Genomic DNA, 24,826 nt, shown 5'->3' on the forward strand with positions numbered 1-24,826 from the left:
TGTGCGGGCTTTTTTTTTGCCTGGAGAAACACAGTGGAGCGGGCAGAGGCTGGTCGGGTCTCTGCAAAGCGTGATAGCGGAGACCGTCTGGCCGAGGTGATCGGCGAGCGCGGCGCTCGGCAGGAAAAACGACGCGCCACGGCGCAGGAGGAAGCGAGAGTCCATGGCCAGGAAGAGCGAACGACTGCTGATGCTGGCGCTGCTGACGCCAATGCTGTTGGCCAGTGACCGCGCAGTGACGCCACCCAGCTCGCTGCCGCCGTCAGTTGCCCCGGCATGGATACCGCCGCTGTCGCCAGAGGCGAAACAGCCAGCCGCGCCGCCATGGCGCTCCCCGACCTGCTAAGCCGGTCTGTCGAAACGAATCGAGACCTGGGGCAAGTTTATGACCGCGCCAGGATTGCTGGCCAACAGTGCGAGCGTGAGCACGATGCCCTGATTCCGTCAGCCTAGATCAGTCGGTAAACCAGTGGGTGATGTCTATCCTGTGGTTGCAGCGTAATCGGTTGCCTATCTGCTCCAGGCGGACGTGGGGGCCGTTGGCGCGCAGGGACTCGGCGGCTCTCCTAATTGATCTCAACCAGTTTCGTGATGTTGGCCTGGGCCTTTGGGTGTGGTTTCGTGTCGGCAGAACGCCGGAGGAGGGGTGGCTGTCTAAAACCGCGCTACAGCTTCTCGGTTTTACTGTGCGAAAAACGCCCAAACTTGCCAATGCATATTAGACAGGCTCGACGCACAGGCCGCTAACGGCGCGGCCTGAGGTCGATTTTCCACACTACTGCTGCGGTACTGGAAGGCTGGGTACTGGCCCCAGCCTGGCTGGCTCAAATGAAATGGACCTAGTTGCCGGAGCCGTGAACGACCATGCCGATCATCGAACAGCCAAAGATGATGGAACAGATAGCATTCGTGATGCCGCGCTTGTTACGAGGAACCGAGAGCAAGATGATATACCAGAGGACCGTCAAGGCTAAGATGACAAGGATGTACTTCATGAAAACTCCATTGCTGAGCACTGAACGCCGTTCGTTCAGCTCGTGCTCAAACTGCTAATCGACACGTTTCCCAGAAATCTTTACTCCGGATCGGAAAAACTTTCAGCTTGGCCGTCCGATGAGGAGTTGAGCTCTGGCGAATGCACTTGAAGTAGCTCCCGAAGCCTGAATTTTCGACTCCAAAACCGAAACCGACACTCTTGCAGTATGCGGCCTGTAGTCGTGCTGTTTCGTCTTTGTTTTGGAATCGATTCTGCCCTACAATGCGCGCCGCACAAGGGGTTATGGCACGGTCTTGAAAACCGTCGATGGGCAACTATCCTAGAGTTCGAATCTCTACGCTTCCGCCATATTCAAAGCCCTGATTATTCAGGGTTTTTTGCGTTTCTGGGGCATAGGAAAAACCTCCCGTGGGAACACACTTGGGAATGACTGTGATGATCGACCTACCGCTGCTCCTTGCCTTCATCGCCGCTGCCTCGGTTCTTGCTGTAACGCCGGGTGTCGATACCGCCATGGTACTCCGGGCTGCGGCGGTAGATGGGCGTCGTACGGCACTCCTGGCAGCCGTGGGTATCGCGCTCGGATGCCTGGCCTGGGGCGGCGCCGTCTCGCTGGGGCTGGGTGTGCTGCTGCAGCGTTCCGAGGTTGCCTATACCGTGCTGAAGTCGGCCGGTGCCGCATACCTCCTGTGGGTTGGGGGCAGGCTCCTGCTCAAGCCTCGTCAGTCCTTCCAGAGCAAAGTCGAGGGCGGTATCACAGCTTCAGGCTGGAGCGCTTTTGCTCGTGGTCTTCTGACCAATCTCCTGAACCCCAAGGTCGGTATCTTTTACGTGACCTTTCTACCCCAATTCATCCCGGCCGGTGTTGCACTGTCGACGTACTCGTTTTTCCTGGCGTCCATTCACGTGCTCCTGACCGTCGTCTGGTTCGGCCTGCTGATCGCGGCCACGATGCCGCTGAAAAATCTGCTGAGTCAGCCGTCAACGGTGAAAGCGCTGGATAGGGTCACTGGGGGTATCTTCATCGCATTCGGGCTGAAAATCGCGGCCTCGTCTGCTCGATAGCGTTCGCTTGTTCAAGGCCAATATCGGCCTCAAACCATAGCGGGCGTTCTTCCCTGAGATCTGGTGGCAAGTGGGTGAGCTGCCGTCACCCACAAGCGCAGGGCCGCGCTGGTTGTTTCCAATGCGCGTAGCGATGACCTCCTGCAACGGCGCGCTATTGCCCAAGCGTGCTATCTCACGAAACCGTCACAGCCACCTTGGCGGAAGCCTTTACGCTTCGGCGATAGGCCAGCAACAGGCCGATGTACCAGAACGGCATCACGTACAGCGCTGTTCGTGTATCAGCTTCCAATGCCAGCAAGCACAACACGAACATGAGGAACACCAGGGAGAGCACAGCGCTGAACCTGCCACCAGGAAGCTTGAAGGTCGAGCGCTGGTGGGCCTCTGGAGAAGTACGTCGGTAGGCCAGGTACGAGAGCAGGATCAACGACCAGGTCACAACCACCATGACCGCCGAGATGGTCGAGACCAAGGTGAAGATGCCCATGACATCCGGGATGACAAACAACAGCGTCAGGGCGATGGTCATGCACAGGCCAGAAAACATCAGGGCACGAATGGGCGTACCGGCCCGCGACAAGATGCCGAATGCGTGAGGCGCTTGCTTGTTGTGAGACAAGCCGAACAGCATGCGCGAGCCGGAGTAGATGCCGCTGTTGGCGGACGAGGCAGCGGACGTCATCACGACGAAGTTGATCATGCCAGCCGCTGCAGGCAGGCCACCGAGCAGGAACAGCTCAACGAAGGGGCTTCGGTTTGCCGGGACGTGGGCCCAGGAAATGACGCTGATGATGCAAGCGAGCGCAGCCACGTAGAACAGCAGGATGCGCAGCGGGATGGTGTTGATCGCTTTGGGCAGTGTCCTTTCAGGGTTGTGGGCTTCGGCTGCAGCGGTGCCGATGAGCTCGGTGCCCACGAACGAGAAGATGGCAATCTGGAATCCGGCCAGGAAGCCCAGCACACCGTGGGGCATCATTACACCCGGCTCGACCAGGTGGCTGAAGGAAGCCGTGATCCCGTCCGGAGAGGTGTAGGAGGTGGCCACCATGTACAGCCCTGTGAGCACCAAGGCAACGATGGCGAGAATCTTGATCAGCCCGAACCAGAACTCCACTTCACCAAATGCCTTGACCGCCAGCATGTTGAGCGCCACCAGCAGGAACATCGTGCCGAAGGCGGGTATCCAGGTAGGCAGGTCAGGGAACCAGAATTGAAGGAAGCCTGCGACAACTACGACATCGCCGACGGCAACAACGACCCAGCTTAGCCAGTAGGACCAGGCGAGGATAAAGCCAGCCCGAGGGCCCAGGTGGTGGTGGACGAGCTCTGCAAACGAGCCCATTTCCAGGTTGGCGAGGAGCATTTCGCCCATGGCTCGCATGATGCAGAAAACGAAGAAGCCGATGATGGCGTAGACGAGAAGAATTGAAGAACCGGACAAGGCGATCATTTTTCCAGACCCCATGAACAGGCCTGTCCCGATAGCACCACTGATAGCAATAAGCTGAATGTGGCGATTCTCGAGCCGGCGCTTCAACGCTTGGCCGTCGCCACGCTTCGCTTCTTGCAAGTTGCACGCTTGATGCATAGTTGACCTCTTATTCTTTTTTTATGAAGAAAGCCGCTCCCCGCCCTCAAACAGAAGGTGAAGTCTTGACTCGGGGTTCTAAATGTTAAGCCCACTCACAAAGTCGAATGTAGAGTGGTACAGATGCAGACGATAAAGGCGAATTCCAGTCGAGCGCCTTCATCAGGGTTATAAAGTTGTCGAGAATCTCACCACGCTAAGTGTTGCCCCTCTGCACGCATGCATCCTGATGGGCTGGAGTGGCCATTCTGCCAGCCATAGTTGCCAATCGGAACGCTACAAACTGATATCCCTGCGGGAGGGGTTTGGCAAAGTGAATAGTGTCTGTAGCAATGTGCCAAACGGCACTGGCAGGGCGAAATGTTGAGCCGTCCAGGCTACATCTTGAAGGTCGATAGCAGGATGCTGGTCTCGGTATTTTCGATGTGCTGAATGGAGCGGATGGTGTTGAGGGCCTTGTCGAAAGCTTCCAGGGTGTCTGCTCTGAGCTCTGCCATGAGGTCCCATCGACCGTTGGTGGTGTGGATCGCCACGACGTTCGGATGCCCCCGCAGCGCGTGCTTTACCTCGGCAGCGTGGTGCCCACTGATGCTGATGCTGGTGATCGCCCGCACCCCCCGCTCTATGGCATCGGACTGCAGGCGGATCGTATAGCCCATGATGATGCCTTGCTCCTCAAGCTTGGCGATGCGGTTTTGAACCGTGGCACGAGCAACCTTCAGCTTCTTGGCCAAGGTCATCACAGGCGTACGTGCATTGTCTCGCAGAAGCGCGATCAGCTCGCGATCGGTGTTGTCCATTTGCCTCGTCCTACCATATTGTTGTTTTGAGTGAGCAGATTGTCTAGAAAGCTGTTGAATCTGGCAACCTGTAGGCTTCAAATTGCTTCATTTCTTCATCAGAATTTTGCAGGCAGAACAATTTACAATAAGCGTCCCTTTCTCATGTCATGAGGGCGGACGCACTTGCAAGGTGCATAATAATGACGCATTTCATCGACGTGCCTACTATGTCCGATCTCGTGAGTGATATCGGTGTAGTTGATTTTCTGGGTGAACTTTCGGATGTAATACGCGATGACTTCAAACGCTGGCCTGAGTTTGACAAGTCAGCGCGAGTGGCGAGCCACTCCGATGTTGGGGTGATCGAGTTGATGCCTGTGGCAGACGCCCGCCAGTACGCGTTCAAGTACGTGAATGGGCACCCCTCCAATACCTTCAAGGACCTCCACACGGTGATGGCCTTCGGTGTATTGGCGGACGTCGACACCGGTTACCCGGTGCTGCTGTCCGAGCTGACTATCGCCACTGCGCTGCGGACCGCTGCGACCTCGCTGATGGCCGCCAAAGCGTTGGCCCGTCCGAATTCTCGGAAGATGGCGCTCATCGGCAACGGCGCTCAAAGCGAGTTTCAGGCACTGGCATTCCACAAGCATTTGGGCATCCAGGAGATCATGGCCTATGACGTCGATCCCCTGGCAACCGCCAAGCTGATCCGCAACCTGCAGGAATACACCGACCTGAAAATCACGCGTGCCCAGAGCGTTGCCGAGGCGGTTCGTGGTGCCGATGTCGTGACCACTGTCACTGCCGACAAGGCTTACGCCACCATCATCACCCCGGAAATGCTTGAACCAGGCATGCACCTGAATGCCGTGGGCGGCGACTGCCCTGGCAAGACCGAACTGCACGCTGATGTGCTGCGTAACGCTCGGGTGTTCGTGGAGTACGAGCCACAAACCCGTGTCGAAGGTGACATCCAGCAGCTCGAAGCCGACTCGCCTGTCGTTGACTTGTGGCGGGTGCTGACCGGTGAGCAGGAAGGGCGTCAGAGTGATGAGCAAGTTACCGTCTTTGACTCGGTAGGTTTCGCCCTGGAGGACTACTCGGTGCTGCGCTATGTCCTGGAACAGGCCCAGAAGCGCGGGGTTGGCAGCAAGATCGACCTTGTGCCGTGGGTTGAGGACGATCCAAAAGATCTGTTCAGCCATACCCGTGGCCGTTCTGCCAAGAAAGGCATCCGACGCGTTGCCTGACGCCAAGACCCGCATCCAACATCGGTATACCTGAATGGCATTCCCTACGCGTTCGATTCAAGCCCCTGCGGCCGTGGTCATGGTCAAGCCCCACGCCTTCACCCCTAACCCGGAAACCGCTGCGGATAACGCTTTCCAAAGCTCAAACCCCGACATCGCGGCGCAAACGCTTGCCGAGGTGGCTCGGGATGAGGTTACCCAAGCTGCCGAAAGGCTGGAGGCCGAGGGTGTTCGTGTGCATCTGTTCGAAGACTTCGGCGAGCACAACACGCCAGACTCCGTCTTCCCGAACAACTGGTTCTCCACCCACCCTGGTGGCCACGTCGCCATCTACTCGATGTACTCGCTCAACCGTCGGCGTGAGCGTCGTGCCGACGTGATTGAAATGCTCAAGCAGCAATACAGAGTTCAGGACGTCATCGATTACTCTGGCCTCGAGCAAGATGAACTGTTCCTGGAGGGCACCGGCGCGATGGTGTTCGACCACATGTCTCGCGTGGCCTACGTCGCCCGTTCCAACCGGGCTGACCCGATTGCTCTGGAGCGGTTCAGCACGCACTTCAACTTCGAGCCGATGGTGTTCGACACGGCAGACGAGAAGGGCGCGCCGATCTATCACACCAACGTCCTGATGTGCGTGGCCACCGAGTTTGCCCTTGTTGGTTTTGGCACCTTCACCAACCAGGCTCGGGCACAAGAGGTGCGCATGCGGCTGAAGGAGTCGGGGCGGGATGTCATTGACCTGACCAATCAGCAGATCGGCGAATTTGCTGGCAATGCCATCGAGCTGTCCGGGCGTGATGGCCGGGTCCTGGCCCTCTCTCGCCGGGCGTTCGACAGCCTGACGCAGGAGCAGAAACAGCGCATCGAGCGCTCCGCCAGGCTCGTGCCATTGGATGTACCAACTATCGAGATGGCAGGGGGCTCGGTGCGATGCATGATCGCCGGGATTCACCTCTCACCTCGTCAGTAGTTCGATAACATCCCCACCCTTTGAGGTGGGGATTTTTCGAAGCCCTGAAGCCTGTTCACCGCTGATCGGATCGCACGTCGTGAGCAAGCTGCAATAACGAGAAAAATCTGGTTTCCTGACACGCTCAAGCAAACCGTTTTTCGGATGCTGAGTAGCCACCAGGATTGAAATGAGAAAGTACCTCACCGTAGTAATGGCACTGCTGGCCCCGCTGATGCTCTCTGCCTGCTCCACAACGGGCACCGCAAAGCCGCCCAGCGAAACGGCAATCACAACGCCCAAATACCTGAAAAGTGACCTGTACGGCGTCTGGTACTCCAACGCCGATGACGGCACTTCCCAGGCGCTGGCACTGTTGCTACTCAAGGCAGACGGTTCAGCCACCGACTTCCTGATCCTCAGCGAAAAAGACTCGATGCAAAAAATCGTGCAACAGTCGTCATGGTCGTATGACGCTGAACGTAATGTCTTCGAGCAGACAGTCAGCGAGGTAACCGTCCAGAAGGGCAAAGCGCCCGCGCAGGTCACTCATCCGCATGAAGTCATCCGGGCGTCGGTCGAGCTGGTAAAGCTGGAGAACAAAGTGATGGGCATCAAGTTCAAGCGAGAAGATGGCGAGGTCACCGGTTACCTCAAAGGCAGCGCCGCCATGCTCGAGAAACTCAAGCACATCCAGTAAGCACTAGTCGAAAGCCCGCCGAAGCGGGCTGATTGCTTTCACGGCTCCATGGCCGGGCATTCCACTCGCAAGAAGGGGAAAAGCTCGTCTGGATTTCGGCATTCATCGTTCAGCTTCACGCGCGCCGCTTCTGCCAGCGATCGGGTCGAGTAGCTCGGCTTCAAGCGCAGTTTTTCTTGATTGTCGTAAATGTCGAAGCCACCTGAATGGGTTGTGGCGTAGAAGCGGGATCCTGATTGAAAGGATTCTTTTTCGATGGGTACAGCTGGAACAATAACAAATCGTGTTTGCATGATTCGCGCCTCCCCAGGCATTAACCTTAGTATTAGCCTGAGGTGTTAAGGCATCAATATGACTCATCGAGACGATTCAGTGGCGCGTCGTGTCAGTGCTGTCAGGCAACCGTTTGCGCCGCTGGCGGCGGTTCAACGTTGAGCTTTCTGCCGCTGCGAGCGCTGGATACGGTTGACTGCGATCTGCACGCAGGCGGCCACGACGCAGAGCAAACCGACTTTCCAGCTACCCTCAAGGCCAAAATGCTCGGCCAGTTTCCCCGCGATGATCACGCACACGAAGATGGCCACAGGTAGGATCAGTTTGTTCATCAGGTCTTCCGGGGAGGGGCAAAGAAAGGCCTCAGTCTACTTCACTGGGCTTGCCCCGTGACAACGTGCACCAATAAGCGCTTCCCCGTGGCCCAGCTTCAGGCATCATGCTCCCAGCCCCACTCGAAAACCGACCTCTGCCAATGACCGACAGCACCAAACCCAACCGCGCCATCTACGACCTGGACATGCTCCGCGCCGTGGTCATGGTGGCCGACTGTGGCAGCTTCACCACCGCCGCCGCACGCCTGCATTCCACCCAGTCCACGGTCAGCCAGAAAGTGCGCCGGCTGGAGGAAATGGTCGGCCACCAGCTGCTCGACCGCAGCAACCGCGAGGTGCATCCCACCGACGCCGGGGAAACCCTGCTGCGTTACGCACGGCATCTGCTTTCAGTGAGCAACCAGCTGAGCGAAGCGATGTCGGGCGGGGTTTCGGTCACCGTGCGCATCGGCCTGCCGGACGATTTTGTCGCAGGCAAGACGATGCAGGCCCTGGCAGCCTTCAACCGGCTCAACCCGACGGTCAAGCTGGAAATCACCGGTGGCCTGAGCCGTGACCTGATGAGCACCTATGACCGTGGTGAGCTGGACCTGGTGCTGGTCAAGCAGCGGCGTCACAGCCGCGAGGCCAATGCTTGCCAGCCGGAGCGCATCGATTGGATCGACAGCGCGCAGTATCCCAGCTTCGCCCAGGACCCGATCCCGCTGGTGACCTTTCCGCCGCGTGGTCTGTACCGCGATGACATGATCAGCGCGGTCGAGGCCATGGGCCGCAGTTGGCGCATCGGTTTTACCAGTTCGAGCCTGGCGGGTATTCAGGCGGCGGTGGCCAATGGATTGGGTGTCAGCCTGCTGCCGTCGCGGGTGGTAACGGATGGGCATCGGGTGCTGGGGGCGGAGGAGGGGTTCAAGCCGATTCGGGTGTTCGAGGCGGCGATCTTCCATCGGCCTACGGCGGACCCGATGGTCAAGGAACTGGCCGAGATTCTGATCGGCATCCTGCGGGCGGAGGCTGAATAGGGTCCATGCCTGGTTGTAGGAGCGGCCTTGTGTCGCGAAAGGGCTGCGCAGCAGCCCCGGGATTTCAGCGCAGATGCAAGAGTAGCCGGGGCTGCTGCGCAGCCCTTTCGCGACACAAGGCCGCTCCTACAAGGGACCGCGTCAACGACGATTAGCGACGCAGTTCAGTGGTGAACTGCGCAGCCTTCAGTTGCAACTGCGCAGGCCCGCCCCAGAACGCGCCGTGGCGCACGATCACCCGTTCATGGATGGCGGCAGCCACGGCTGCCGCCGCATTCGGCGCCTTGAACAAGATGAAGCTGGCTTCATTACCCACCTTCAACCCGTAGTCCTGCTTGCCCATCACCCCGGCACTGGCCACGGTCGCCATCTCCAGCGCGACCCGCAGTTCCTCGTCGGTATTGAACCCGGAGCGGTAGCTGACCAGCATCGCCCGTTGCAACATGTCGCCGTTGCCGTAGGGCCACCAGGCGTCCTGGATATTGTCGTTGCCGGTGAATACCCGCACGCCACCCGCGCGCAGGCGCAGTACGGGCGGGAAGGCGTGTTCGCCGGGGGCGTTGGTCATGATCGACACGCCAGCAGCAGCCAGCATCTCGGCAGTGCGGTCAACCACGGCGTCACTGACATCACCCAGGCCGTAGGCGTGGCTGACCGCCACCAGGCCCTGCATGCCCAGTGCCTGGGTACGGGCGGAAATGCGCTCGAGCTGGGCAATGCAGATGTCGCCCGGTTCGTGCAGGTGGATATCGACCTTCACACCGTGCCGGTCGGCAATGCCGAACACGATATCAAGCTGGGCTTCGGCGTCGCCGTCCAAGGTGGTCGGGTCGATGCCGCCAACCACCTGAACGCCTTCGCGCACGGCGGCTTCCAGCACTTCGGCAGTGCCAGGGCAGGTCACTACACCGGCTTGCGGGAAAGCCACCAGCTCGATGTCGATCAGGTCCTTCCACTTGTCGCGGGCTTCGAGGATGGCGCGCAGGTTGGTCAGGCCGGTGCTGGCGTCGACGTCGACATGGCAGCGCATGGCCAGGGTGCCGAACGAGGCGGCCTGGCGCATCAGCGCGTCGGCGCGCTCGACGATCGGCGGGGCGCTGGCGAGTTCGCGCTTCTCCACGGCCAGGCGTTCGCGCAGGCTGGCAACGGGCTGGTGCGGGCGCCAGCGGTCGCCGACGAAGCTCTTGTCCAGGTGGATGTGGCCATCGACGAAGCCGGGCAGCACCAGCAGGCCTTCGAGGTCGATGGTCTCACCGGCGGCGGTGCTGGCCCGCTGTGGGCCGATGTGGCTGATGCGGCCGTCGCGCACGGCGATATTCAGGGGTTGGCCATCGGCGTCGATGGCATTGATGAACTCACGGTCGTTCATGATGGGGCCTTTTTTCCGAGGCTTGAGTACCGCCATACGGTAGGGATGATCCAGGCCCCCCACAAATTAATTATCAGGATCCACCGCAGTGCATTTCTTGATGCAGGCAAGTGCCGTTGGCCTGCATTAAAAAGTCCACTGAAGTCGATTCCGATAATTAACTTTCAAAGCCTTCGAACTCGGCCCAGGATTGACCGCGTGACCGGCCCGGCCGCCTGATACGGCGCTTTCAGGGCTGCTCAACACCCACAATAAAAACAAATGCCGTGTCGGAGTCCTCCCATGATCAATGATTCCAAGCTGCTGCGTGCCGCCTTGATTTTCATTGCCTGTACTTCATTCATCGTCTGTGGCGTGCAACCCATTTTCATGGGTTTGGTCACCGAGCAACTGAGCCTGTCGCTCGACCAGCAGGGCTGGGTGGTGTCGGTCGAGATGATCGGCATGACCCTGGGCACCTTGCTGTGCCCGATCCTGATGAAGCGCCACGGTGGGCGCAGCTTGTGCCTGGTGGTTGGCGCGCTGTGCGTGGCCCTGAGCGTCGCCACTGCCTTCGCCAGCACCAACACGGTGTTGCTGGTCGTGCGCCTGGCGGCCGGCACCTGCGCCGGGCTGGTGTATGCCTATGCGGTGTCGACGCTGGGTCGCCTGCCCAACCAGGACCGTTCGTTCGGGTTGATGCTGCTGCTGCAGACGCCTGAGTACTCGCTGTTTTCCGCGGCCTTGCCGATGCTTGCCGCGCAGAGCGGGACGGTAACCGCCTTGTGCGCGTTCGGCCTGTGGTACTTGCTGATCTGTGGCGCCAGCCTGGTGCTGCCGCGTCGCCCGGCAGTATCGCTGGCAAGCGGAGAAGGCTCGCCCGCCCAGGGTGGTTCGGCGCGCACCGGGCGCACGGCGCTGGTGGGCATGCTGTTCATGCAGATCGCCATCTATTGCGTGTGGGGCTTTATCGATCAGTTGGCGCGTGACCAGGGCATCGACGCTGTCGATATCGGCTGGGCGTTCGGGCTGTCGGCCATCGGCGGCCTGCCAGGGGCAGGGCTACCAAGCCTGCTGGGGGCGCGGGTCAACCGTCAGCTGATGATCGCCGTGGGGCTGGTCGCGGTGTTCATCTCCATTGCCATGCTCACCGGCCACACCCGTACGCCGATGCAGCTGTTCGTCGCGCTGCTGCTGATCAACTTTGGCTGGGTGCTGTCGCTGTCGTACTACATGGCGCTGATTACCACCAATGACCCCACCGGCAAGCTCACGCCGTTGGTCAGCATCACCTTGATGGGCGCTGCGGCGGTGACCCCGGCGCTGATCGCCCTGCTGGTGGAGGGCTCCAACCAGCAACTGATCTTCCTGCTGGGCACTGCGGCGTTGCTGGTTGCCTTCGCGGTAACCTGCCTGGGGGCGGGGACCCGGGCGATGCGCAGCAAGGCAGCCATCTGAACCATCACGCGTCGGTAATGGTCATTCAATCGACACATTACCCCCCTACAGTCGGGACAGGAGCCTTGCACGGCTCCTGACCGATCAACCGAACGGGATCGCGCGCGCATGAAGGCAATGGACACGGCTACAGCCAGACGCAAGGGCATCAAGCTTCGCGCCACGGTGATCTACCGCAAGGATGGCGAGGTGCTGTTCGTACGCAAGCGCAACGCCAAATGGAACCTGCCTGGCGGTACGGTGGAACACGATGAAACGCCGTTGCAGGCGGCGCATCGCGAGATGGTCGAAGAGACCGGCCTGGCCTTCGACGAATTGCGCTACATCGCCGAGTTCAGGGAAGACAAGGTCATCCACTACCTGTTCGAGGCCCGAAAGAGCGCGTCCAAGCCGCGCCCCTGCAACGAGATCGAGGCCTGCCGCTGGATCAAGCCGAAGGCGGTATCGAAGCGCCGGGTGAGGCGCCCGATCAAGACCATTCTCAAGCGCTGTGCTTGAGCTGACGCACGTGCAACAACGCCCCGCGCTGATGGGGCGTTTGCTTTTTTACTGCAGTGTCAGAGGTTTGGCCGCCTCAGGCAGTGCAGCCACCACGGCTTCTATCCGCGAAATATCCCGTCCCAGCCGTGCGGCTTCCTGGTGCTTGCCCTCGGCTTTCAAGCGATCCCGCTCTCGGCGCAGGTTGAGTAAATTCTTCTGCAAGGCCAGGCCAGATTTATTGTATTGATCCATGTTTCTCTCGTGCCATTGGCATCCGTGCCGTTGTAGGAAAAATGGACCGTAGCAGTCATAAAATCCTGCGGAAACTGAGGTTTCATACAGGAAAATGCCGTAATCACGATTCTCCTTACATGGCAGAGGGGAAGCTTCCTACAAATATGCTTGTAAGCTGTTTCAACTCATGTACATCAAATACCCGCCGGATGCCTGAATTTGCTGAGGATTGCGCCACAGCTGCTGTTTCAAATGCATGGCTAAAGCAACCCCGGCGTTCTGGCTCTAGCCGAAACGTTATGTAGCAATTGTCGCCCGTTCGGGAGGCGATCGGCATCAAGCAGTAACTACCTCAAGGCGGCTTGGCCGCTGCGCTGTGATCTGAGCTTTGCGTATTGCAGAGGTCAACCATGGCAAATACCCCTATCGCTGAACACTCCATCGACGCGTTTATCGCCAGCCGCCTGCCGGGCTGGTTGAGCCAGGCGCCTGTCTCGCGTTTGCACGAGCTCAATCGCTGCCTGCAATTGCAGCAAGATGTCCAGCACCAGTTGCTGCCCTTGTTCCGCGGGTTGACGCCCCTGGATAACTTTGCCGAAGGGTTGCTGGCACCGGCACTGGCCGAACGCCTGAAACGGTCGGTGAGTGTCCGCCAGGCCACGTTCGATTTGCGCTGGCTGCAACGTTTTCCCGCAGACCGAGCGGAAATAGCAGGTACCGTGCGTGTCTACCATTTTCGTAACAGCCTGCTGGCTGCGGCTTTGCACAATTTCAGCCACGTCGAGACCTTGCCACTAGGGTTGGCCGAAGGCACACAAGTGCTGGACGAGCAGGGGCAGCCCTTGCCGCTGAAGGCCCGGGCTTTTGCCGAACTCTGCCGCACGCTGGATGTGGGAGGCCAGTACCTGGCCTACCTCAAACGTCAGCTGACTCCGCAGGGCGAAGCCGGCGCGGCCATCGCGGAGTTGCTGGAACGGGGCCAGCGCTATGCACTTGAGGCTGCAGTACGCCTGGCGGCGTTGCGCGGCGAGATCGACGAGCAGATTTTCCTGCAATGCCTTCCGGCCATCAGGACCGACGAGGGCGCGGCCGATGGCGTGCAGCCCATGGGCCTGCGTCTGTTGGGCAAGCGTGTCAACGGCGTGGTGGTCTTCGAGGTGAATGGCAAAAGCCAGTCGCCAGCGGTGCCATCTGGCGTACTGTGCTGGATTCCCGAAGACCCGCAGGGGGCTGTGAGCTGGCACGCTTCCTGGGCGGCGTTGTTCGACATGCTGGGCAGGCGCATGCGCTTGCCGGGTTACCGCGCGTTCTTTCAACGCTTCATCAGCGAACGTGACCGCGTGCCATTTTCCCGTGCCCTTGCCAGTGCCGTGCCGGCGAGTGATGGGCAGGCAGCGGCCGTGCTGGATGGCCGGCCGCAGGCGATCGGCGAACCGTTGTACCGGCATCTGCGCAAGCGCCAGCTGGATGTGCTGTTCGATGATGCCAAGGTGCTCGCTGTGTCGACCGAGGCCCTCGATGAAGCCGAGCGTGCCCAGCGCTTGCATTTCTACTTGGGTGCGGGTCTCGACTTGCTGGGGCTGGCGAGCTTTTTCGTGCCGGGGCTCGGTGTCGCCATTCTCAGCATCGCCGCCTTGCAAGTGGTGGATGACCTCTATGAAGGTTACAACGATTGGACGTTGGGTGATCGCCAGGGTGCGTTGGAGCATCTGCTGAGCGTGGCGGTCAATGTCACGCAGACGGTAGTCACCGCAGGTGCAGGTACAGTGGCGGCGCGGCTGTTGAAGCGTTCTGCATTCGTCGATGGGCTGGCCCCCGTGGTCACGACCAAGGGCCAGCGCAAATTGCTCGATCCCGATCTGGGGGCTTACGCGTTGGCGGAGAGCGAAACGGCCGTTGGCCAGCATGCGACGGTTGACGGCCAGGCACGCCTGGGGACCCATCAGGCGGTCTATCAGGTGGCGGGTGACCCGGCTGACGAATCACTGCACCTTCTTCACCCCCAGCATGATGATGCCTACTCGCCAACGTTGCGGCGCCTGGACGCCGGTCGCTGGCGGCACGAGTTCGAGCAGCCGCACACCTGGCAAGGGGGGGAACTGGTGCAGCGCCTGAGTAGCACACTGGCCGATGTCGACGAGCAGACCGCGCATGAGGTGATGCAGACCACAGGCATGAGTGCTGACCACCTGCGCCTGCTGCACCTGAACGAGGAAAGCGCCCCGGCACGCCTGCTCGATGCCGTGCAACGCCACCAGTTGCATGAGCGCTACCCACGTCTGCGTGGGGACGCGTTCGAGCAGCATGTCGCCGATCGGCAAGTGCAACCAGGGCCTGCGGCACAGCTGTTACGTCGTGATTTCCCTGGGCTGACGGTACGCAGCGCGCAGCAGATTGTCGATCAGGCGGACGAACTGTTGGTCGAGCGTCTGATCGGCGAGCAGCGTGTGCCGTTGCCGTTGGCCGAGCAGGCCTGGTGGTCGGTCCGTGAAAGCCGGCTGGACCGTGCCTGTGCCGGGCTGGGGCAGGCTGCGGCAATCAACGCCGACACCGAGAAGCTGGCGTTCGGATTACTCGGCCAATGGTTGCAATGGCCCGACTCGATGCGCCTGGACTTGCGTGAGGAACACTCGGCGACCGCGCTTGCGCAGATCGGCGGGCAAGCAGCCAGCGAGGTGCGAGTGATTGTCAAGGGCGCGGCGGGCTACCAGGCCCGGGGCAGCTCGGGGCAACCCCTGGCCAATGCCAGGCCTGACGACAGCTTGATGCAAGCCTTGTGGTTGCAGCTTGACGCAGCGCAGCGGCAGGCGCTTGGTGAGGCCGGTGCCAGCGCCGAGGCACTCAAGCCAGCGCTGGTACAGCGCGCTTGTGACCAACGCGAAGCGCTGGCCGGGTTGCTTGGCATGGCACCACCGGGTAGCCGTGTGCGTCTGCCCAGGCGCTTACTGGATGGGCGTTTGGGCTACCCGTTGAGCGGGCGCGGCGAAAGCAGTGCGGCATCCCTGCGCTATGCGTTGATGCGCTTGTTCCCCAGCTTCAGCGACACCCAGGTCGAGGAATTTCTCGCCTCGTCGAGCCGACACGGTATGACGCCCTGGAATCGATTCTTCTCGCTGCAGGATGAATTCCGCCATTTGCAGAACGCCCTGGACACTTGGCGGCGTGAATCTGGCAGCCGCACTCAGGCCCTGCGGCGTAGCTGGGTCGCGCGACGGATTCGCCAAGCCTGGCAACGCAGGGGCCGCGACCAGCATGGTGGTTATCAACTGCACATCAACGGCTGGCGGGTGGGCGCGCTGCCCAGGCTTCCGGAACGAGTCGATTTCAGTCACGTCACGCACTTGAGCTTGAATCACATGAGCCTGCTGCGCATCGAAGACAGCTTCCTGCAGCGCTTTACTGGCGTGCAGCACCTTGATTTGCAAGACAACGTGTTGAGCGCCTTGCCCAATGGCCTTGAGCGATTGCCTGAACTCAGGGAGCTGCAGCTGGGGCATAACCACATCTTGCTGACGCTCGGCGATGCCAGGCGAGTCAACACCCTGCAGCGCCTGCACACGCTTGGCCTGAACGGCAACCTGCTTAGCCGGGCGCCAGAGGTCAGTGCGTTGTGGCGCTTGCGCAACGTGCATCTGCGCGCAACGGGTTTGCGCGAGTTGCCGCAAGCACTGCTGGCATCACCCTCGGTGACGTTTATCGACCTACGGGAAAACCACATCAGCGAAGTGTCGGATGCTGCGCTCGAACTGCTGCGCCATGATCCGCGACGGGTGTACCTGCACGACAACCCGTTGTCGGGGCAAGCTGTCCGGCGAATCCGGGCCTTGCTGGAAGACGTGGAAAGCGACCTGCTGCCGGTGCGCGGGCATGAGCACGGCCTGGAAGATGAACGCCTGCGCTGGCTCGAGGGAGTGGACCGGGCAGAGCAGCCCCGGCGCCTGGCGCAATGGGACCGGCTGGCGGCCGAGGGCGGGGCGCAGGACCTGTTCCGTTTCTTTGCGGACTTTTCCCGCTCGCGTGACTTCACCCGCCAGCCGCGGGAAATGTGTCGCAGGGCATGGGCGGTGATGGAAGCCTGCGAACTGAACAGCGAAGTCCGCGAGGCCGTGTTTCAGCAAGCGGCCGGGCCGCGCAGCTGCGCCGATCAGATGTTGCTGATCTTCAGCGCCCTGGAAGTGAGGACGCTGGCTGCGCAGCGTACGGCAGGGCTGGAAGGTGAGTACGCGATGCGCCCGCTGTTGCGTCTGGGGCGCGAGCTGTTCCGCCTGGACCAGGTCGACCTCATTGCATCGCGGCATATCCAGCAGATGCGAGAAGGTGATCCTTACCTGCCGGTGGATGATGTCGAGGTGCACCTGGCTTATCGGGTTGGCCTGGCCAATAGCCTGGCGTTACCCGGGCAACCTTCGCAGATGAACTATGCGACGGTCAGTGGCGTGCACAGCACCGACCTTGAGGTTGCCGAGCATGAAGTCTGGCGCGCGGAGACGCGTGATGCGCTCAGCCGATCGCTGGCAGAGCGGGATTTCTGGCAAGGCTACCTGCGCAGGTTGCATGCCGAATGGTTCGAGAACATGGACGAGCCGTTTCATGCGCGCCTGGATGCCTTGTACGAGCAGCGCCAGCACATGAGCGACCAGGACTATCGCGCTGCCGTCGAGGTCGTGCAGGACGAGCGGATGCTGGCGGAGCGGGCGCTGGTGCTGCAGCTGACCCGGAAGGCCTATGATCGGCACCCGAGCTGAATGGCTGCTGGGAGCTATTTGAAGAACTGGCTCGGCGTGATGCCGAACTGGCGCTTGAACATGCTGGCAAAGGCGCTCGGGCTATCATAGCCCAGCGTGCCCGCCACATCGATGATGCGCTCGCCCAGGGCGATGCGCTCCAATGCCTGCATCAGCCGCGCCTGCTGGCGCCACTGGCCGAAGGTCATGCCGGTTTCCTTGCGGAACAGGCGCTGGATGGTCTTCTCGTCGATGCCCAGGTGGGCGCCCCAGTCGGCCACTGTCGAGGTGTCGTGGGGCCGCTCGTGCAGGGCCGAGCAGATGGCTCGCAGGCGTTTGTCGCTGGGGTGCAGCAGTTTCAGCGGCAGGGTCGGCAGCACGCAGATTTCGTCGAGGATCAGGCGCATGATCCGCGCCTCTCGCGAGTCCTCGACAAATGGCCCGGCAAAGTCTACCGAGGCCTTGATCAGTTCACTGAGCAGCGGCGAGATGCTGATGGCCTTGCTTTCCAGCGGCAGCCCGCACGCCGCATCGGGGCGCACGAACACGCTGCGCATCTTCACGTCACCGACGCAGCGAATGGCATGCACCTGCCCGCAAGGCATCCAGATGCCGCGGCTGGGTGGCACGGTCCAGCGCTCGGCCTCGGACTCGACCAGCATCAGGCCTTTGATGGCGTAGATCAGCTGGTGCTTGGCATGCGAGTGGGGGGCGATGTGCCAGTCCGATGGGTAGTCGGTTGCCCGGCTACCCACCTCCCAGGTCCAATCATCGACCTCCATCAGCAGTTCGTGCTGGGGTTTGACCATGATGCTCTCGTCCAGTCCAACAGGCGCGGCCATCTTAGCAGCAGCGGGTAGGCCTCGCCTTCGAACGGGTTGCCGGCAGCAGTGCGGTGGCCAGGCCCAGCAGCGGCAGGAACGAGATCACCTGGTACACCCACTCGATGCCATGCAGGTCGGCCAGCTCGCCAAGGCCCGCAGCACCTATTCCGCTGATGCCGAACATCAGGCCGAACATCACCCCCGACACCATGCCGACGCGGCCAGGCACGGCTTCCTGGGTGTACACCACCAGTGCGGCGAAGGCCGACGACATCACCAGGCCGATGGCCACCGCCAGCACCGCAGTCCAGGCCAGGTTGGCGTACGGCAGGGCGAGAGCGAACGGGGCCACGCCGAGGAACGAGATCCAGATCACCGCCTTGCGCCCGATACGGTCACCGACCGGCCCGCCGGCAAAGGTGCCCAGGGCCACGGCGGCGAGGAACACGAACAGGTACAGTTGGCTTTGCTGCACGCTCAGGCCGAAGTGCTCGATCAGGTAGAAGGTGAAGTAGTTGGTGAACGACGCGATGTAGACGAACTTGGCGAACATCAGCACGGCAATCACGCCCACGGCGCGCCACATGGCACCTTTCGAAAGCCCGGGCGCCTGTTGCCCGGCCAGGCCCTTGAGCTGGGTCTGGCCGTGGCGGATGGTCCAGCCGGTGACGCGCAGCAACACGAAGATGGCCAGGCCTGCCGCCAGCATGAACCAGGCGATGGCGGGCTGGCCATGGGGAATGACGATGGCGGCGGTCAGCAGCGGGCCGATCGCCGAGCCGGTGTTGCCGCCGACCTGGAAGGTCGACTGCGCGGTGCCGAAGCGCCCGCCGGAGGCCATGCGCGCGACCCGAGAAGCTTCGGGGTGGAAGGTCGCCGAACCGATACCCACCACGGCAGCGGCGAACAGCAGCATCTCGTAGCTGTTGGCGAAGGCGAGCAGGGCGATGCCGACCAGGGTGAACAGCATGCCGGTGGGCAGCAGGTAAGGCATGGGGCGCTTGTCGGTGTACATGCCGACCCAGGGCTGCAGCAGCGAGGCGGTGACCTGGTAGATCAGGGCGATCCAGCCGATCTGGGCGAAACTCAGCGAGAAGTCGCTCTTGAGCATCGGGTAGATCGACGGCAGCACGGCCTGGATCAGGTCGTTGAGCAAGTGGGCGAAGGCGGCGGCACCGACGATGCGGACCAAAAAGCCCTGGGGTTGGTCGGCGGCTGTGGCGGCTGGGGCCAAGGAAGCGGCAGGAGTCGTCATGGGCGAGGCTCTTTTTCGAGTGGTGGCAAGGCATTGCCCGACGGAGGTTATCCAGCCGGGCAATGCCTGTCTCACGCCGAACAGGCACTCACTGTCGCGATTCGGACATTCAGTCGGCCAGGGTGGCGTTGTCGATCACGAAGCGGTACTTCACATCGCCCTTGAGCATGCGCTCGTAGCTGTGGTTGATCTGGTCGGCGCGGATCAGCTCGATTTCGGCGACGATCCCATGCTCGGCACAGAAGTCGAGCATTTCCTGGGTTTCGGCGATGCCGCCGATCATCGACCCGGCAATCGCCCGGCGCTTCATGATCAGGTTGAACACGTTCGGCGAGGGGTGCGCCGTGGCGGGCGCGCCGACCAGGCCGAGGGTGCCGTCGCGTTTGAGCAGGACAAGGAAGGCATCCAGTTCGTGGGGCGCTGCCACGGTGTTGAGGATGAAGTCGAACGACAGCTGGTGCCTTGCCATCGCCTCGGCATCGCGTGATACCACGACTTCATCGGCGCCCAGCGCCAATGCCGCTTCGCGCTTGGACTCGGAGGTGGTGAAGGCGACCACGTGCGCGCCCATGGCATGGGCCAGCTTGATCCCCATGTGGCCAAGCCCGCCGATGCCGACCACGCCGACTTTCTTGCCCGGCCCGGCGCCCCAGTGGCGCAGGGGCGAATAGGTGGTGATGCCGGCGCACAGCAGTGGGGCCACCGCCGCCAGCTGGGCTTGCGGATGGCGCACGCGCAGGACGTAACGCTGGTGTACCACGATCTGCTGCGAGTAGCCGCCGAGGGTCCAGCCCGGTTCGTCTGGCGTGGGGAAGTTGTAGGTGCCGATCATGCCGTTGCAGTAGTTCTCAAGGCCTGCGTCGCAGTCGGCGCAGTGCTTGCAGCTGTCGACAATGCAGCCCACGCCGACCAGGTCGCCGGGCTTGAAGCCGAAGACCTGGGCGCCGACGGCCGTGACCCGGCCAACGATTTCGTGGCCTGGAACGCAGGGGAACTGGGTGCCCTCCCACTCGGAGCGCACCTGGTGCAGGTCGGAATGGCAGATACCGCAGTAGTCGATGGCGATCTGCACATCCTCGGCACCTGGGGCGCGGCGGGTGATGCGGATGGGTTCAAGGGGCTGGTCGCTGGCGTGGGCACCATAGGCAATCACGTGCATGGGAGAGTCCTCGTGTGCGGGGGCAGGGTGTGCAGCATGTCCGACCGCTTCCGCTCAGGGGTAACTCGATCCGGCCGACGGATTGCCTGATTCTGCAGTTGCCTGTACCGGCCTCTTCGCGCCGAACCGCCGCGAAGAGGCCGGTACAGATTCCGATAATCAGTCAGGCAATCGGTTGTTCATCCTGCTATGCCTAAACATGGCGCATTCACCCGCCCCAGGCCCCGGCGCCCCCGGGGCGGGTGTCTGGCACAGGTGCCGAGCAACTGGGAGGTGCCATATGCTTTTCATCATTCAATGGAGCATTGCCCCGGAAAACCGCAACGCCGTCATGGCCCGCTTCGCCGAGACCGGCGGCAAGCCGCCCGCCGAGCTCAAGGTCCATGGCCGTTGGCATGCGGTAGGCGAGCTGCAGGGTTTTGCCGTGGTCGAAAGCAATGACCTGCAGCCGGTATTGCACTGGACGATGGACTGGAGTGACCTGGCGCACATGCAGGTCAGCCCGGCGATGACCGATACAGAGCTGGCTCCGATACTGGTGGCCGCAGTGAGCAAGATGACCCGCTGAGCAACGTCATCAGGATGGCTGGGGTGTTGTGCCTTCCCTGGCCATCCACTTCAACAGCGTAGCGATCGGTACGCGGCGATGCACCTCGTGACGCTGGGCATCGCCACCGTTGCCGTAACGTTCCCGATAACGGCTGACAATCAGCTCGCGCCCATCCTCCGAGACGCGGGCTTCGAGCTCGTGCAACAGCACCGGTTGCTCGGTCCCGCACTCCACGCGGCGGAACAGTGACACCGCATCATTCACCGGCAGGCCCTCCCTGGCACTGGCCCGGGCGCTTGCCGGGCGCGCCGAGCTGGCCCTCGACCACCCGGTTGGCGCGCTGTTGCGCGGTGAAATCGCGCACGGCCTGGTAGTAATCCGGCTGAGTGCGCAGTTTGTCGGTCACCGGTAACGCCTGCGCCCGGCCATCCACCATGCCGCCGGCCAGGGCCACGGTGCCCAGGGTTTCGACCGTATCGCTGTTGTCGCCGAACGGGTCCAGTGCCAGGCCCAGTACTCGGCCAGTCGCATCGCGCAGGTTGTGCGAGCCCAGCAGCGGCAACTCGACGATCGGGCCATCGGCGATGTTCCACACGCCGAAGGTCTGGCCGAAGTCCGACTCATGGCGGGCTAGCCCCATCTTGCCGGACACATCGATCAGGCCGGCCACGCCAAGGGTGGTGTTGAAGATGAAGCGGCTCAGGCTGGTCATCGCCCGCTCGCCGTTGCCTTGCAGCAGGTCGTTGACGAACACCTTTGGCTCACCGAAGTTGGCGGCAAAGTTGTGTACGCCTTGCTGGGCGAAGTTCGGCAAGGCGGTATAGCCGCGGGCGACCGGCGCCAGCACGTAGTCGTCGGCGCTGCGGTTGAAGGCGAACACGGCGCGGTTGGCAGGTTCGGCCGGGTCGCTGAGTTGGTAGGCGACCGGTCCGCAGGCAGTGGCCGGCGGGCGCTGGCTGCAGCCGCTGGCGGCGAGCAGGGACAAGGCCAGGACCGTGTTGCGGGCAGATAACCAGGCAGCGGAAGGGGTAGGCATGGGCACATTCCTGTGAAGAAGTGGCGCCGATGCTGCGGGGGATTGATTGCCTGGGAATGTCCGGATTATCTCGTGCCTGACACTTTGTTTCCGGGTTGAAATATATGACGGCAACCCGGTGATGGCCTTACAGTACACGGTAATTGCCTTTGTTTTCGGTGCCTGTTTTGAGCCATTTGCTGATTGTCGACGATGATGTCGAAGTACTCGATCTGCTGCAGAAGTTTCTCCGCCAGCATGGCTACGAGGTCGATGTGGCCCGCGATGGCAAAGGGCTTTGGCAAGCCTTGGAGCGGCGGGTGCCGGACCTGGTCATTCTCGACGTGATGCTGCCGGGCGACAGTGGCCTGGTGCTTTGCCAACGACTGCGTGCCGAGCACAAGGTAGCGGTGATCATGCTCACGGCCATGGCCGAGCTGAGCGATCGCGTGGTCGGCCTGGAACTGGGCGCCGACGATTACCTGACCAAGCCATTCGCTGCCCGCGAACTGCTGGCGCGGGTGCGGGCGGTGTTGCGCCGGGCAGGCGAAGCAGCGGACGGCGCGGCTGACAACCCGCGCACGCTGCTGGAGTTTTCCGGCTGGCAACTGGATGTGGTGCGGCGTGAGCTGCGTTCGCCGGAGCAGGTGATGATCCCGCTTTCCAACGGTGAATTCGAGCTGCTGCTGGTGTTCGCCGAGCATCCCCGGCGAGTGCTCAGCCGCCAGCAGTTGCTCGATCTGGCCCGAGGGGAGTCCTATGAGGCCTATGACCGCAGCATCGACGTGCAGGTCAGTCGGCTGCGGCGCAAGCTGGAGAGCGAAGCGGGCACCGAACCGCTGATCCGCACTCTGCGCAATGTCGGTTACCTGTTCACTGCCACCGTGGTCCGGCGATGAGCCTGTTGGCCAAGCTGCGCAAGGCCCTGCCGCGGCCACGCATCACCATCGCCCGCTGGATTGCCCTGACCACCCTGACGGCGATGTTCATCCTGCTGCTGCTCAAAGGACTGTTCAGCCTGTTGCTGAGCGTGTGGGCGCAGCCACCGTTGCTGGAAAGCGGGGTGATCGAGAAGGTCGCCACCGTCACCCGCATCCTGGATTCCGCGCCCGTGGCGCAGCGCGCCAGCATTGCCAGCGCGGCTGGGGATGGCTCTTACTCCGTGCAGTGGCTGCGCAGCCATGACCAAGCCGGTGTGCCTGAGCTGGTCGATGCCGAGTTTCGCAAGGGCACGCCAACCCTGCGTGCCTTGTTGAAGCGGCCTGATGCGCGGATCCAGGCCTTCGAGCCGTCCGACCTGCTGGAGTACGAACCGGCGCGCGGCTACGCGCTGATGATCGAATTGAGTGACAAGAGCTGGGTGCTGTACCGCGCCACGGACCGCAGCTGGGGCCTGGACGAACTGCCACGCAACCTGATCATCCTTACCTTGATGCTGCTTTCCAGCCTGGTGGTCGCGCTGTTCGCCACACGCTATCTGGCCCGTCCGCTGGAACGCTTCGCCGAAGGTGCTCGGCGATTTGGCAAGGATTTCAATGCCCCGCCGATCCCGGTGGTCGGCCCCCATGACCTGCGCCAGGCCATTCTCGCCTTCAATGCCACCCAGGCGCAGCTCAAGCACTTCGTGAATGATCGCACGCAGATGCTGGCGGCGATTTCCCACGACCTGCGCGCGCCATTGACGCGCATGCGCCTGCGCGGCGAGTTCATCGAGGACGCTGAACTGCAAGCCAAGCTGTTCAAGGATGTCGATGAAATGCAGGCGATGGTGGATGCCGCACTGGAGTTCTTCCGCGACGATGCGCGGCTTGAGCAGACCACGGCGTTCGACCTGGCCGAGATGCTGCAAACGGTGGTGGACGACTTCAAGGACGCCGGTATCAAGGTTGCCCTCGATGCGCCGCGGCGCTGCGTCTACGTCGGGCGGCCGGTGGGCATCAAGCGGGTACTGGTGAACCTGGTCGATAACGCCGTCAAGTATGGCCTGGCGCCTGAGATGCGGCTGGTGGTCACTGCCGAGCAACTGGAAATCACCGTGCTGGATCGCGGGCCGGGCATCGCGCCTGAATTGCAGGAGAGTGTGTTCGCGCCCTTTTTCCGCATCGAGGGTTCGCGCAATCGCGACACCGGTGGTGTCGGGCTCGGCTTGCCGGCGGTGCGCGCGATCGTGTTGGAGCAAGGCGGCAGCGTGACCCTGGCCAATCGCCTGGGGGGCGGGCTGGAGGTCAAGGTCAGCTTGCCCGTGGGCTGATCAGAGCCCCAGGTCGCTCAAGCCCGGATGATCATCCGGGCGCCGGCCCAGCGGCCAATGGAACTTGCGCTCCGCTTCGCTGATAGGGTGTTCATTGATGCTGGAAAAGCGGTTTTGCATCAGGCCATCTTCGGCGAATTCCCAGTTCTCGTTGCCATAGGCACGGAACCACTGGCCGCTGTCGTCGTGGTATTCGTAGGCATAGCGCACGGCGATGCGGTTACCGGTGAAGGCCCACAGCTCTTTGATCAGGCGGTATTCCAGTTCGTGGTTCCACTTGCGGGTCAGAAACGCTTCGACCTCGGCGCGGCCACGGGGGAATTCGACGCGGTTGCGCCAGGCGGTATCGACGGTGTAGGCCAGTGCCACTTTGGCAGCGTCGCGGCTGTTCCAGCCGTCTTCGGCGAGGCGGACCTTCTGGATGGCGGTTTCACGGGTGAACGGGGGCAGTGGAGGGCGGGACATCGGGTGGCTCCTCGGGAGTGGTTGGCAGGGAGTAGCGTAGTACTCGCTGGCTTGGCCGAGAATCCGTGCGGTTGGCATTTCATTGTTGCGCTTGGT

The 24,826-nt window shown here is 61.9% G+C and carries 24 protein-coding genes and 1 pseudogene; 12 read left to right on the forward strand and 13 right to left on the reverse strand.

What is annotated here, in order from left to right; genetic code table 11:
* Positions 1 to 30: 30 nt before the first annotated feature.
* Positions 31 to 453, forward strand: a pseudogene (locus J7573_RS03610) (DUF2514 domain-containing protein); the annotation flags it as partial.
* A 386-nt stretch (positions 454 to 839) separates the two neighbouring features.
* Here J7573_RS03610 and J7573_RS03615 read toward each other — a convergent pair.
* Positions 840 to 995 carry a hypothetical protein gene (locus J7573_RS03615; protein ID WP_294325747.1) on the reverse strand — a complete coding sequence of 52 codons (156 nt, stop codon included), beginning with the start codon at positions 993 to 995 and terminating at the stop codon, positions 840 to 842.
* 437 nt (positions 996 to 1,432) lie between these two features.
* Here J7573_RS03615 and J7573_RS03620 point away from each other — a divergent pair, with 437 nt between their 5' ends.
* Positions 1,433 to 2,062 (forward strand): LysE family translocator, encoded by a 630-nt coding sequence (locus tag J7573_RS03620; protein WP_294325749.1) that lies wholly within the window; start codon positions 1,433 to 1,435, stop codon positions 2,060 to 2,062.
* Positions 2,063 to 2,237: 175 nt separating this feature from the next.
* Here the strand turns inward: J7573_RS03620 and J7573_RS03625 are convergent, their stop codons facing one another.
* Together J7573_RS03625 and J7573_RS03630 are read right to left on the reverse strand one after the other, a co-directional pair.
* Complete coding sequence (locus tag J7573_RS03625) at positions 2,238 to 3,653, reverse strand: amino acid permease (protein ID WP_294325750.1); 1,416 nt, start codon at positions 3,651 to 3,653, stop codon at positions 2,238 to 2,240.
* 377 nt (positions 3,654 to 4,030) lie between these two features.
* A complete protein-coding gene (locus J7573_RS03630) occupies positions 4,031 to 4,453 on the reverse strand; it encodes an Lrp/AsnC family transcriptional regulator (protein ID WP_200137194.1) in 423 nt (140 codons plus the stop codon).
* A 182-nt stretch (positions 4,454 to 4,635) separates the two neighbouring features.
* Between J7573_RS03630 and J7573_RS03635 the strand changes: the two genes are divergently transcribed.
* The 3 genes from J7573_RS03635 to J7573_RS03645 all read left to right on the forward strand — a co-directional run bounded on the left by J7573_RS03635 (position 4,636) and on the right by J7573_RS03645 (position 7,340).
* Positions 4,636 to 5,688: an ornithine cyclodeaminase gene (locus tag J7573_RS03635; RefSeq protein ID WP_294325757.1), complete on the forward strand. Its 1,053-nt coding sequence runs from the start codon at positions 4,636 to 4,638 to the stop codon at positions 5,686 to 5,688.
* Between the two features lie 79 nt (positions 5,689 to 5,767).
* Positions 5,768 to 6,661, forward strand: a complete 894-nt coding sequence (gene ctlX, locus J7573_RS03640) for a citrulline utilization hydrolase CtlX (protein ID WP_294325759.1) — start codon at positions 5,768 to 5,770, stop codon at positions 6,659 to 6,661.
* Positions 6,662 to 6,830: 169 nt separating this feature from the next.
* Complete coding sequence (locus tag J7573_RS03645) at positions 6,831 to 7,340, forward strand: hypothetical protein (RefSeq protein ID WP_294325761.1); 510 nt, start codon at positions 6,831 to 6,833, stop codon at positions 7,338 to 7,340.
* A 38-nt stretch (positions 7,341 to 7,378) separates the two neighbouring features.
* Here the strand turns inward: J7573_RS03645 and J7573_RS03650 are convergent, their stop codons facing one another.
* Positions 7,379 to 7,633 (reverse strand): hypothetical protein, encoded by a 255-nt coding sequence (locus J7573_RS03650; protein WP_294325762.1) that lies wholly within the window; start codon positions 7,631 to 7,633, stop codon positions 7,379 to 7,381.
* A 132-nt stretch (positions 7,634 to 7,765) separates the two neighbouring features.
* Positions 7,766 to 7,945 (reverse strand): hypothetical protein, encoded by a 180-nt coding sequence (locus tag J7573_RS03655; protein ID WP_103448047.1) that lies wholly within the window; start codon positions 7,943 to 7,945, stop codon positions 7,766 to 7,768.
* Positions 7,946 to 8,088: 143 nt separating this feature from the next.
* Between J7573_RS03655 and J7573_RS03660 the strand changes: the two genes are divergently transcribed.
* The gene (locus J7573_RS03660; RefSeq protein WP_294325766.1) at positions 8,089 to 8,967 is read left to right on the forward strand and encodes a LysR substrate-binding domain-containing protein; all 879 of its coding nucleotides are present in this window, start codon (positions 8,089 to 8,091) and stop codon (positions 8,965 to 8,967) included.
* A 151-nt stretch (positions 8,968 to 9,118) separates the two neighbouring features.
* On the opposite strand, the gene J7573_RS03665 is transcribed toward J7573_RS03660, so the two are convergent.
* The gene (locus J7573_RS03665; RefSeq protein WP_294325767.1) at positions 9,119 to 10,336 is read right to left on the reverse strand and encodes an amidohydrolase family protein; all 1,218 of its coding nucleotides are present in this window, start codon (positions 10,334 to 10,336) and stop codon (positions 9,119 to 9,121) included.
* A gap of 282 nt (positions 10,337 to 10,618) precedes the next feature.
* Between J7573_RS03665 and J7573_RS03670 the strand changes: the two genes are divergently transcribed.
* Positions 10,619 to 11,773 carry an MFS transporter gene (locus J7573_RS03670; RefSeq protein WP_294325769.1) on the forward strand — a complete coding sequence of 385 codons (1,155 nt, stop codon included), beginning with the start codon at positions 10,619 to 10,621 and terminating at the stop codon, positions 11,771 to 11,773.
* A gap of 108 nt (positions 11,774 to 11,881) precedes the next feature.
* Entirely contained in the window at positions 11,882 to 12,271 is a 390-nt protein-coding gene (locus J7573_RS03675; RefSeq protein WP_159409780.1) for an NUDIX domain-containing protein, read from the forward strand.
* Positions 12,272 to 12,319: 48 nt separating this feature from the next.
* On the opposite strand, the gene J7573_RS03680 is transcribed toward J7573_RS03675, so the two are convergent.
* Positions 12,320 to 12,505 (reverse strand): hypothetical protein, encoded by a 186-nt coding sequence (locus J7573_RS03680; RefSeq protein ID WP_294325773.1) that lies wholly within the window; start codon positions 12,503 to 12,505, stop codon positions 12,320 to 12,322.
* Positions 12,506 to 12,897: 392 nt separating this feature from the next.
* Between J7573_RS03680 and J7573_RS03685 the strand changes: the two genes are divergently transcribed.
* Positions 12,898 to 17,232 (forward strand): NEL-type E3 ubiquitin ligase domain-containing protein, encoded by a 4,335-nt coding sequence (locus J7573_RS03685; protein ID WP_294325776.1) that lies wholly within the window; start codon positions 12,898 to 12,900, stop codon positions 17,230 to 17,232.
* A gap of 14 nt (positions 17,233 to 17,246) precedes the next feature.
* On the opposite strand, the gene J7573_RS03690 is transcribed toward J7573_RS03685, so the two are convergent.
* The 3 genes from J7573_RS03690 to J7573_RS03700 form a co-directional block, all read right to left on the reverse strand.
* Positions 17,247 to 18,020, reverse strand: coding sequence for a helix-turn-helix transcriptional regulator (locus J7573_RS03690; protein ID WP_103448286.1), 774 nt, complete (start codon positions 18,018 to 18,020; stop codon positions 17,247 to 17,249).
* Positions 18,021 to 18,054: 34 nt separating this feature from the next.
* Positions 18,055 to 19,290: an MFS transporter gene (locus J7573_RS03695; RefSeq protein WP_294325780.1), complete on the reverse strand. Its 1,236-nt coding sequence runs from the start codon at positions 19,288 to 19,290 to the stop codon at positions 18,055 to 18,057.
* Between the two features lie 109 nt (positions 19,291 to 19,399).
* A complete protein-coding gene (locus J7573_RS03700) occupies positions 19,400 to 20,449 on the reverse strand; it encodes an NAD(P)-dependent alcohol dehydrogenase (protein ID WP_294325782.1) in 1,050 nt (349 codons plus the stop codon).
* A gap of 280 nt (positions 20,450 to 20,729) precedes the next feature.
* On the opposite strand from J7573_RS03700, the gene J7573_RS03705 reads away from it, so the two are divergent.
* The gene (locus J7573_RS03705; RefSeq protein WP_294325785.1) at positions 20,730 to 21,017 is read left to right on the forward strand and encodes a DUF3303 family protein; all 288 of its coding nucleotides are present in this window, start codon (positions 20,730 to 20,732) and stop codon (positions 21,015 to 21,017) included.
* A 9-nt stretch (positions 21,018 to 21,026) separates the two neighbouring features.
* Here J7573_RS03705 and J7573_RS03710 read toward each other — a convergent pair whose 3' ends face one another.
* Positions 21,027 to 21,263 carry a hypothetical protein gene (locus J7573_RS03710; protein WP_294325786.1) on the reverse strand — a complete coding sequence of 79 codons (237 nt, stop codon included), beginning with the start codon at positions 21,261 to 21,263 and terminating at the stop codon, positions 21,027 to 21,029.
* The gene (locus J7573_RS03715; RefSeq protein WP_294325788.1) at positions 21,256 to 22,035 is read right to left on the reverse strand and encodes a VacJ family lipoprotein; all 780 of its coding nucleotides are present in this window, start codon (positions 22,033 to 22,035) and stop codon (positions 21,256 to 21,258) included. Before J7573_RS03715 ends, J7573_RS03710 begins: the two co-directional genes overlap by 8 nt.
* Before the next feature lie 167 nt (positions 22,036 to 22,202).
* On the opposite strand from J7573_RS03715, the gene J7573_RS03720 reads away from it, so the two are divergent.
* Both J7573_RS03720 and J7573_RS03725 read left to right on the forward strand, forming a co-directional pair.
* Positions 22,203 to 22,913: a response regulator transcription factor gene (locus J7573_RS03720; RefSeq protein WP_294325790.1), complete on the forward strand. Its 711-nt coding sequence runs from the start codon at positions 22,203 to 22,205 to the stop codon at positions 22,911 to 22,913.
* Entirely contained in the window at positions 22,910 to 24,265 is a 1,356-nt protein-coding gene (locus J7573_RS03725; protein ID WP_294325792.1) for an ATP-binding protein, read from the forward strand. The genes J7573_RS03720 and J7573_RS03725 overlap by 4 nt, the downstream gene beginning before the upstream one ends.
* On the opposite strand, the gene J7573_RS03730 is transcribed toward J7573_RS03725, so the two are convergent.
* The gene (locus J7573_RS03730) at positions 24,266 to 24,730 is read right to left on the reverse strand and encodes a nuclear transport factor 2 family protein (RefSeq protein ID WP_294325794.1); all 465 of its coding nucleotides are present in this window, start codon (positions 24,728 to 24,730) and stop codon (positions 24,266 to 24,268) included. It lies immediately after the preceding gene.
* Positions 24,731 to 24,826: the final 96 nt, after the last annotated feature.

Source organism: Pseudomonas sp. (assembly GCF_017744435.1).
GTDB lineage: Bacteria > Pseudomonadota > Gammaproteobacteria > Pseudomonadales > Pseudomonadaceae > Aquipseudomonas.

Bases quoted from the DNA above. Each gene is read 5' to 3' on its own strand.
- J7573_RS03615 (WP_294325747.1), bottom strand. From the start codon at position 995: ATGAAGTACATCCTTGTCATCTTAGCCTTGACGGTCCTCTGGTATATC.
- J7573_RS03620 (WP_294325749.1), top strand. From the start codon at position 1,433: ATGATCGACCTACCGCTGCTCCTTGCCTTCATCGCCGCTGCCTCGGTT.
- J7573_RS03625 (WP_294325750.1), bottom strand. From the start codon at position 3,653: ATGCATCAAGCGTGCAACTTGCAAGAAGCGAAGCGTGGCGACGGCCAA.
- J7573_RS03630 (WP_200137194.1), bottom strand. From the start codon at position 4,453: ATGGACAACACCGATCGCGAGCTGATCGCGCTTCTGCGAGACAATGCA.
- J7573_RS03635 (WP_294325757.1), top strand. From the start codon at position 4,636: ATGACGCATTTCATCGACGTGCCTACTATGTCCGATCTCGTGAGTGAT.
- ctlX (WP_294325759.1), top strand. From the start codon at position 5,768: ATGGTCAAGCCCCACGCCTTCACCCCTAACCCGGAAACCGCTGCGGAT.
- J7573_RS03645 (WP_294325761.1), top strand. From the start codon at position 6,831: ATGAGAAAGTACCTCACCGTAGTAATGGCACTGCTGGCCCCGCTGATG.
- J7573_RS03650 (WP_294325762.1), bottom strand. From the start codon at position 7,633: ATGCAAACACGATTTGTTATTGTTCCAGCTGTACCCATCGAAAAAGAA.
- J7573_RS03655 (WP_103448047.1), bottom strand. From the start codon at position 7,945: ATGAACAAACTGATCCTACCTGTGGCCATCTTCGTGTGCGTGATCATC.
- J7573_RS03660 (WP_294325766.1), top strand. From the start codon at position 8,089: ATGACCGACAGCACCAAACCCAACCGCGCCATCTACGACCTGGACATG.
- J7573_RS03665 (WP_294325767.1), bottom strand. From the start codon at position 10,336: ATGAACGACCGTGAGTTCATCAATGCCATCGACGCCGATGGCCAACCC.
- J7573_RS03670 (WP_294325769.1), top strand. From the start codon at position 10,619: ATGATCAATGATTCCAAGCTGCTGCGTGCCGCCTTGATTTTCATTGCC.
- J7573_RS03675 (WP_159409780.1), top strand. From the start codon at position 11,882: ATGAAGGCAATGGACACGGCTACAGCCAGACGCAAGGGCATCAAGCTT.
- J7573_RS03680 (WP_294325773.1), bottom strand. From the start codon at position 12,505: ATGGATCAATACAATAAATCTGGCCTGGCCTTGCAGAAGAATTTACTC.
- J7573_RS03685 (WP_294325776.1), top strand. From the start codon at position 12,898: ATGGCAAATACCCCTATCGCTGAACACTCCATCGACGCGTTTATCGCC.
- J7573_RS03690 (WP_103448286.1), bottom strand. From the start codon at position 18,020: ATGGTCAAACCCCAGCACGAACTGCTGATGGAGGTCGATGATTGGACC.
- J7573_RS03695 (WP_294325780.1), bottom strand. From the start codon at position 19,290: ATGACGACTCCTGCCGCTTCCTTGGCCCCAGCCGCCACAGCCGCCGAC.
- J7573_RS03700 (WP_294325782.1), bottom strand. From the start codon at position 20,449: ATGCACGTGATTGCCTATGGTGCCCACGCCAGCGACCAGCCCCTTGAA.
- J7573_RS03705 (WP_294325785.1), top strand. From the start codon at position 20,730: ATGCTTTTCATCATTCAATGGAGCATTGCCCCGGAAAACCGCAACGCC.
- J7573_RS03715 (WP_294325788.1), bottom strand. From the start codon at position 22,035: ATGCCTACCCCTTCCGCTGCCTGGTTATCTGCCCGCAACACGGTCCTG.
- J7573_RS03725 (WP_294325792.1), top strand. From the start codon at position 22,910: ATGAGCCTGTTGGCCAAGCTGCGCAAGGCCCTGCCGCGGCCACGCATC.
- J7573_RS03730 (WP_294325794.1), bottom strand. From the start codon at position 24,730: ATGTCCCGCCCTCCACTGCCCCCGTTCACCCGTGAAACCGCCATCCAG.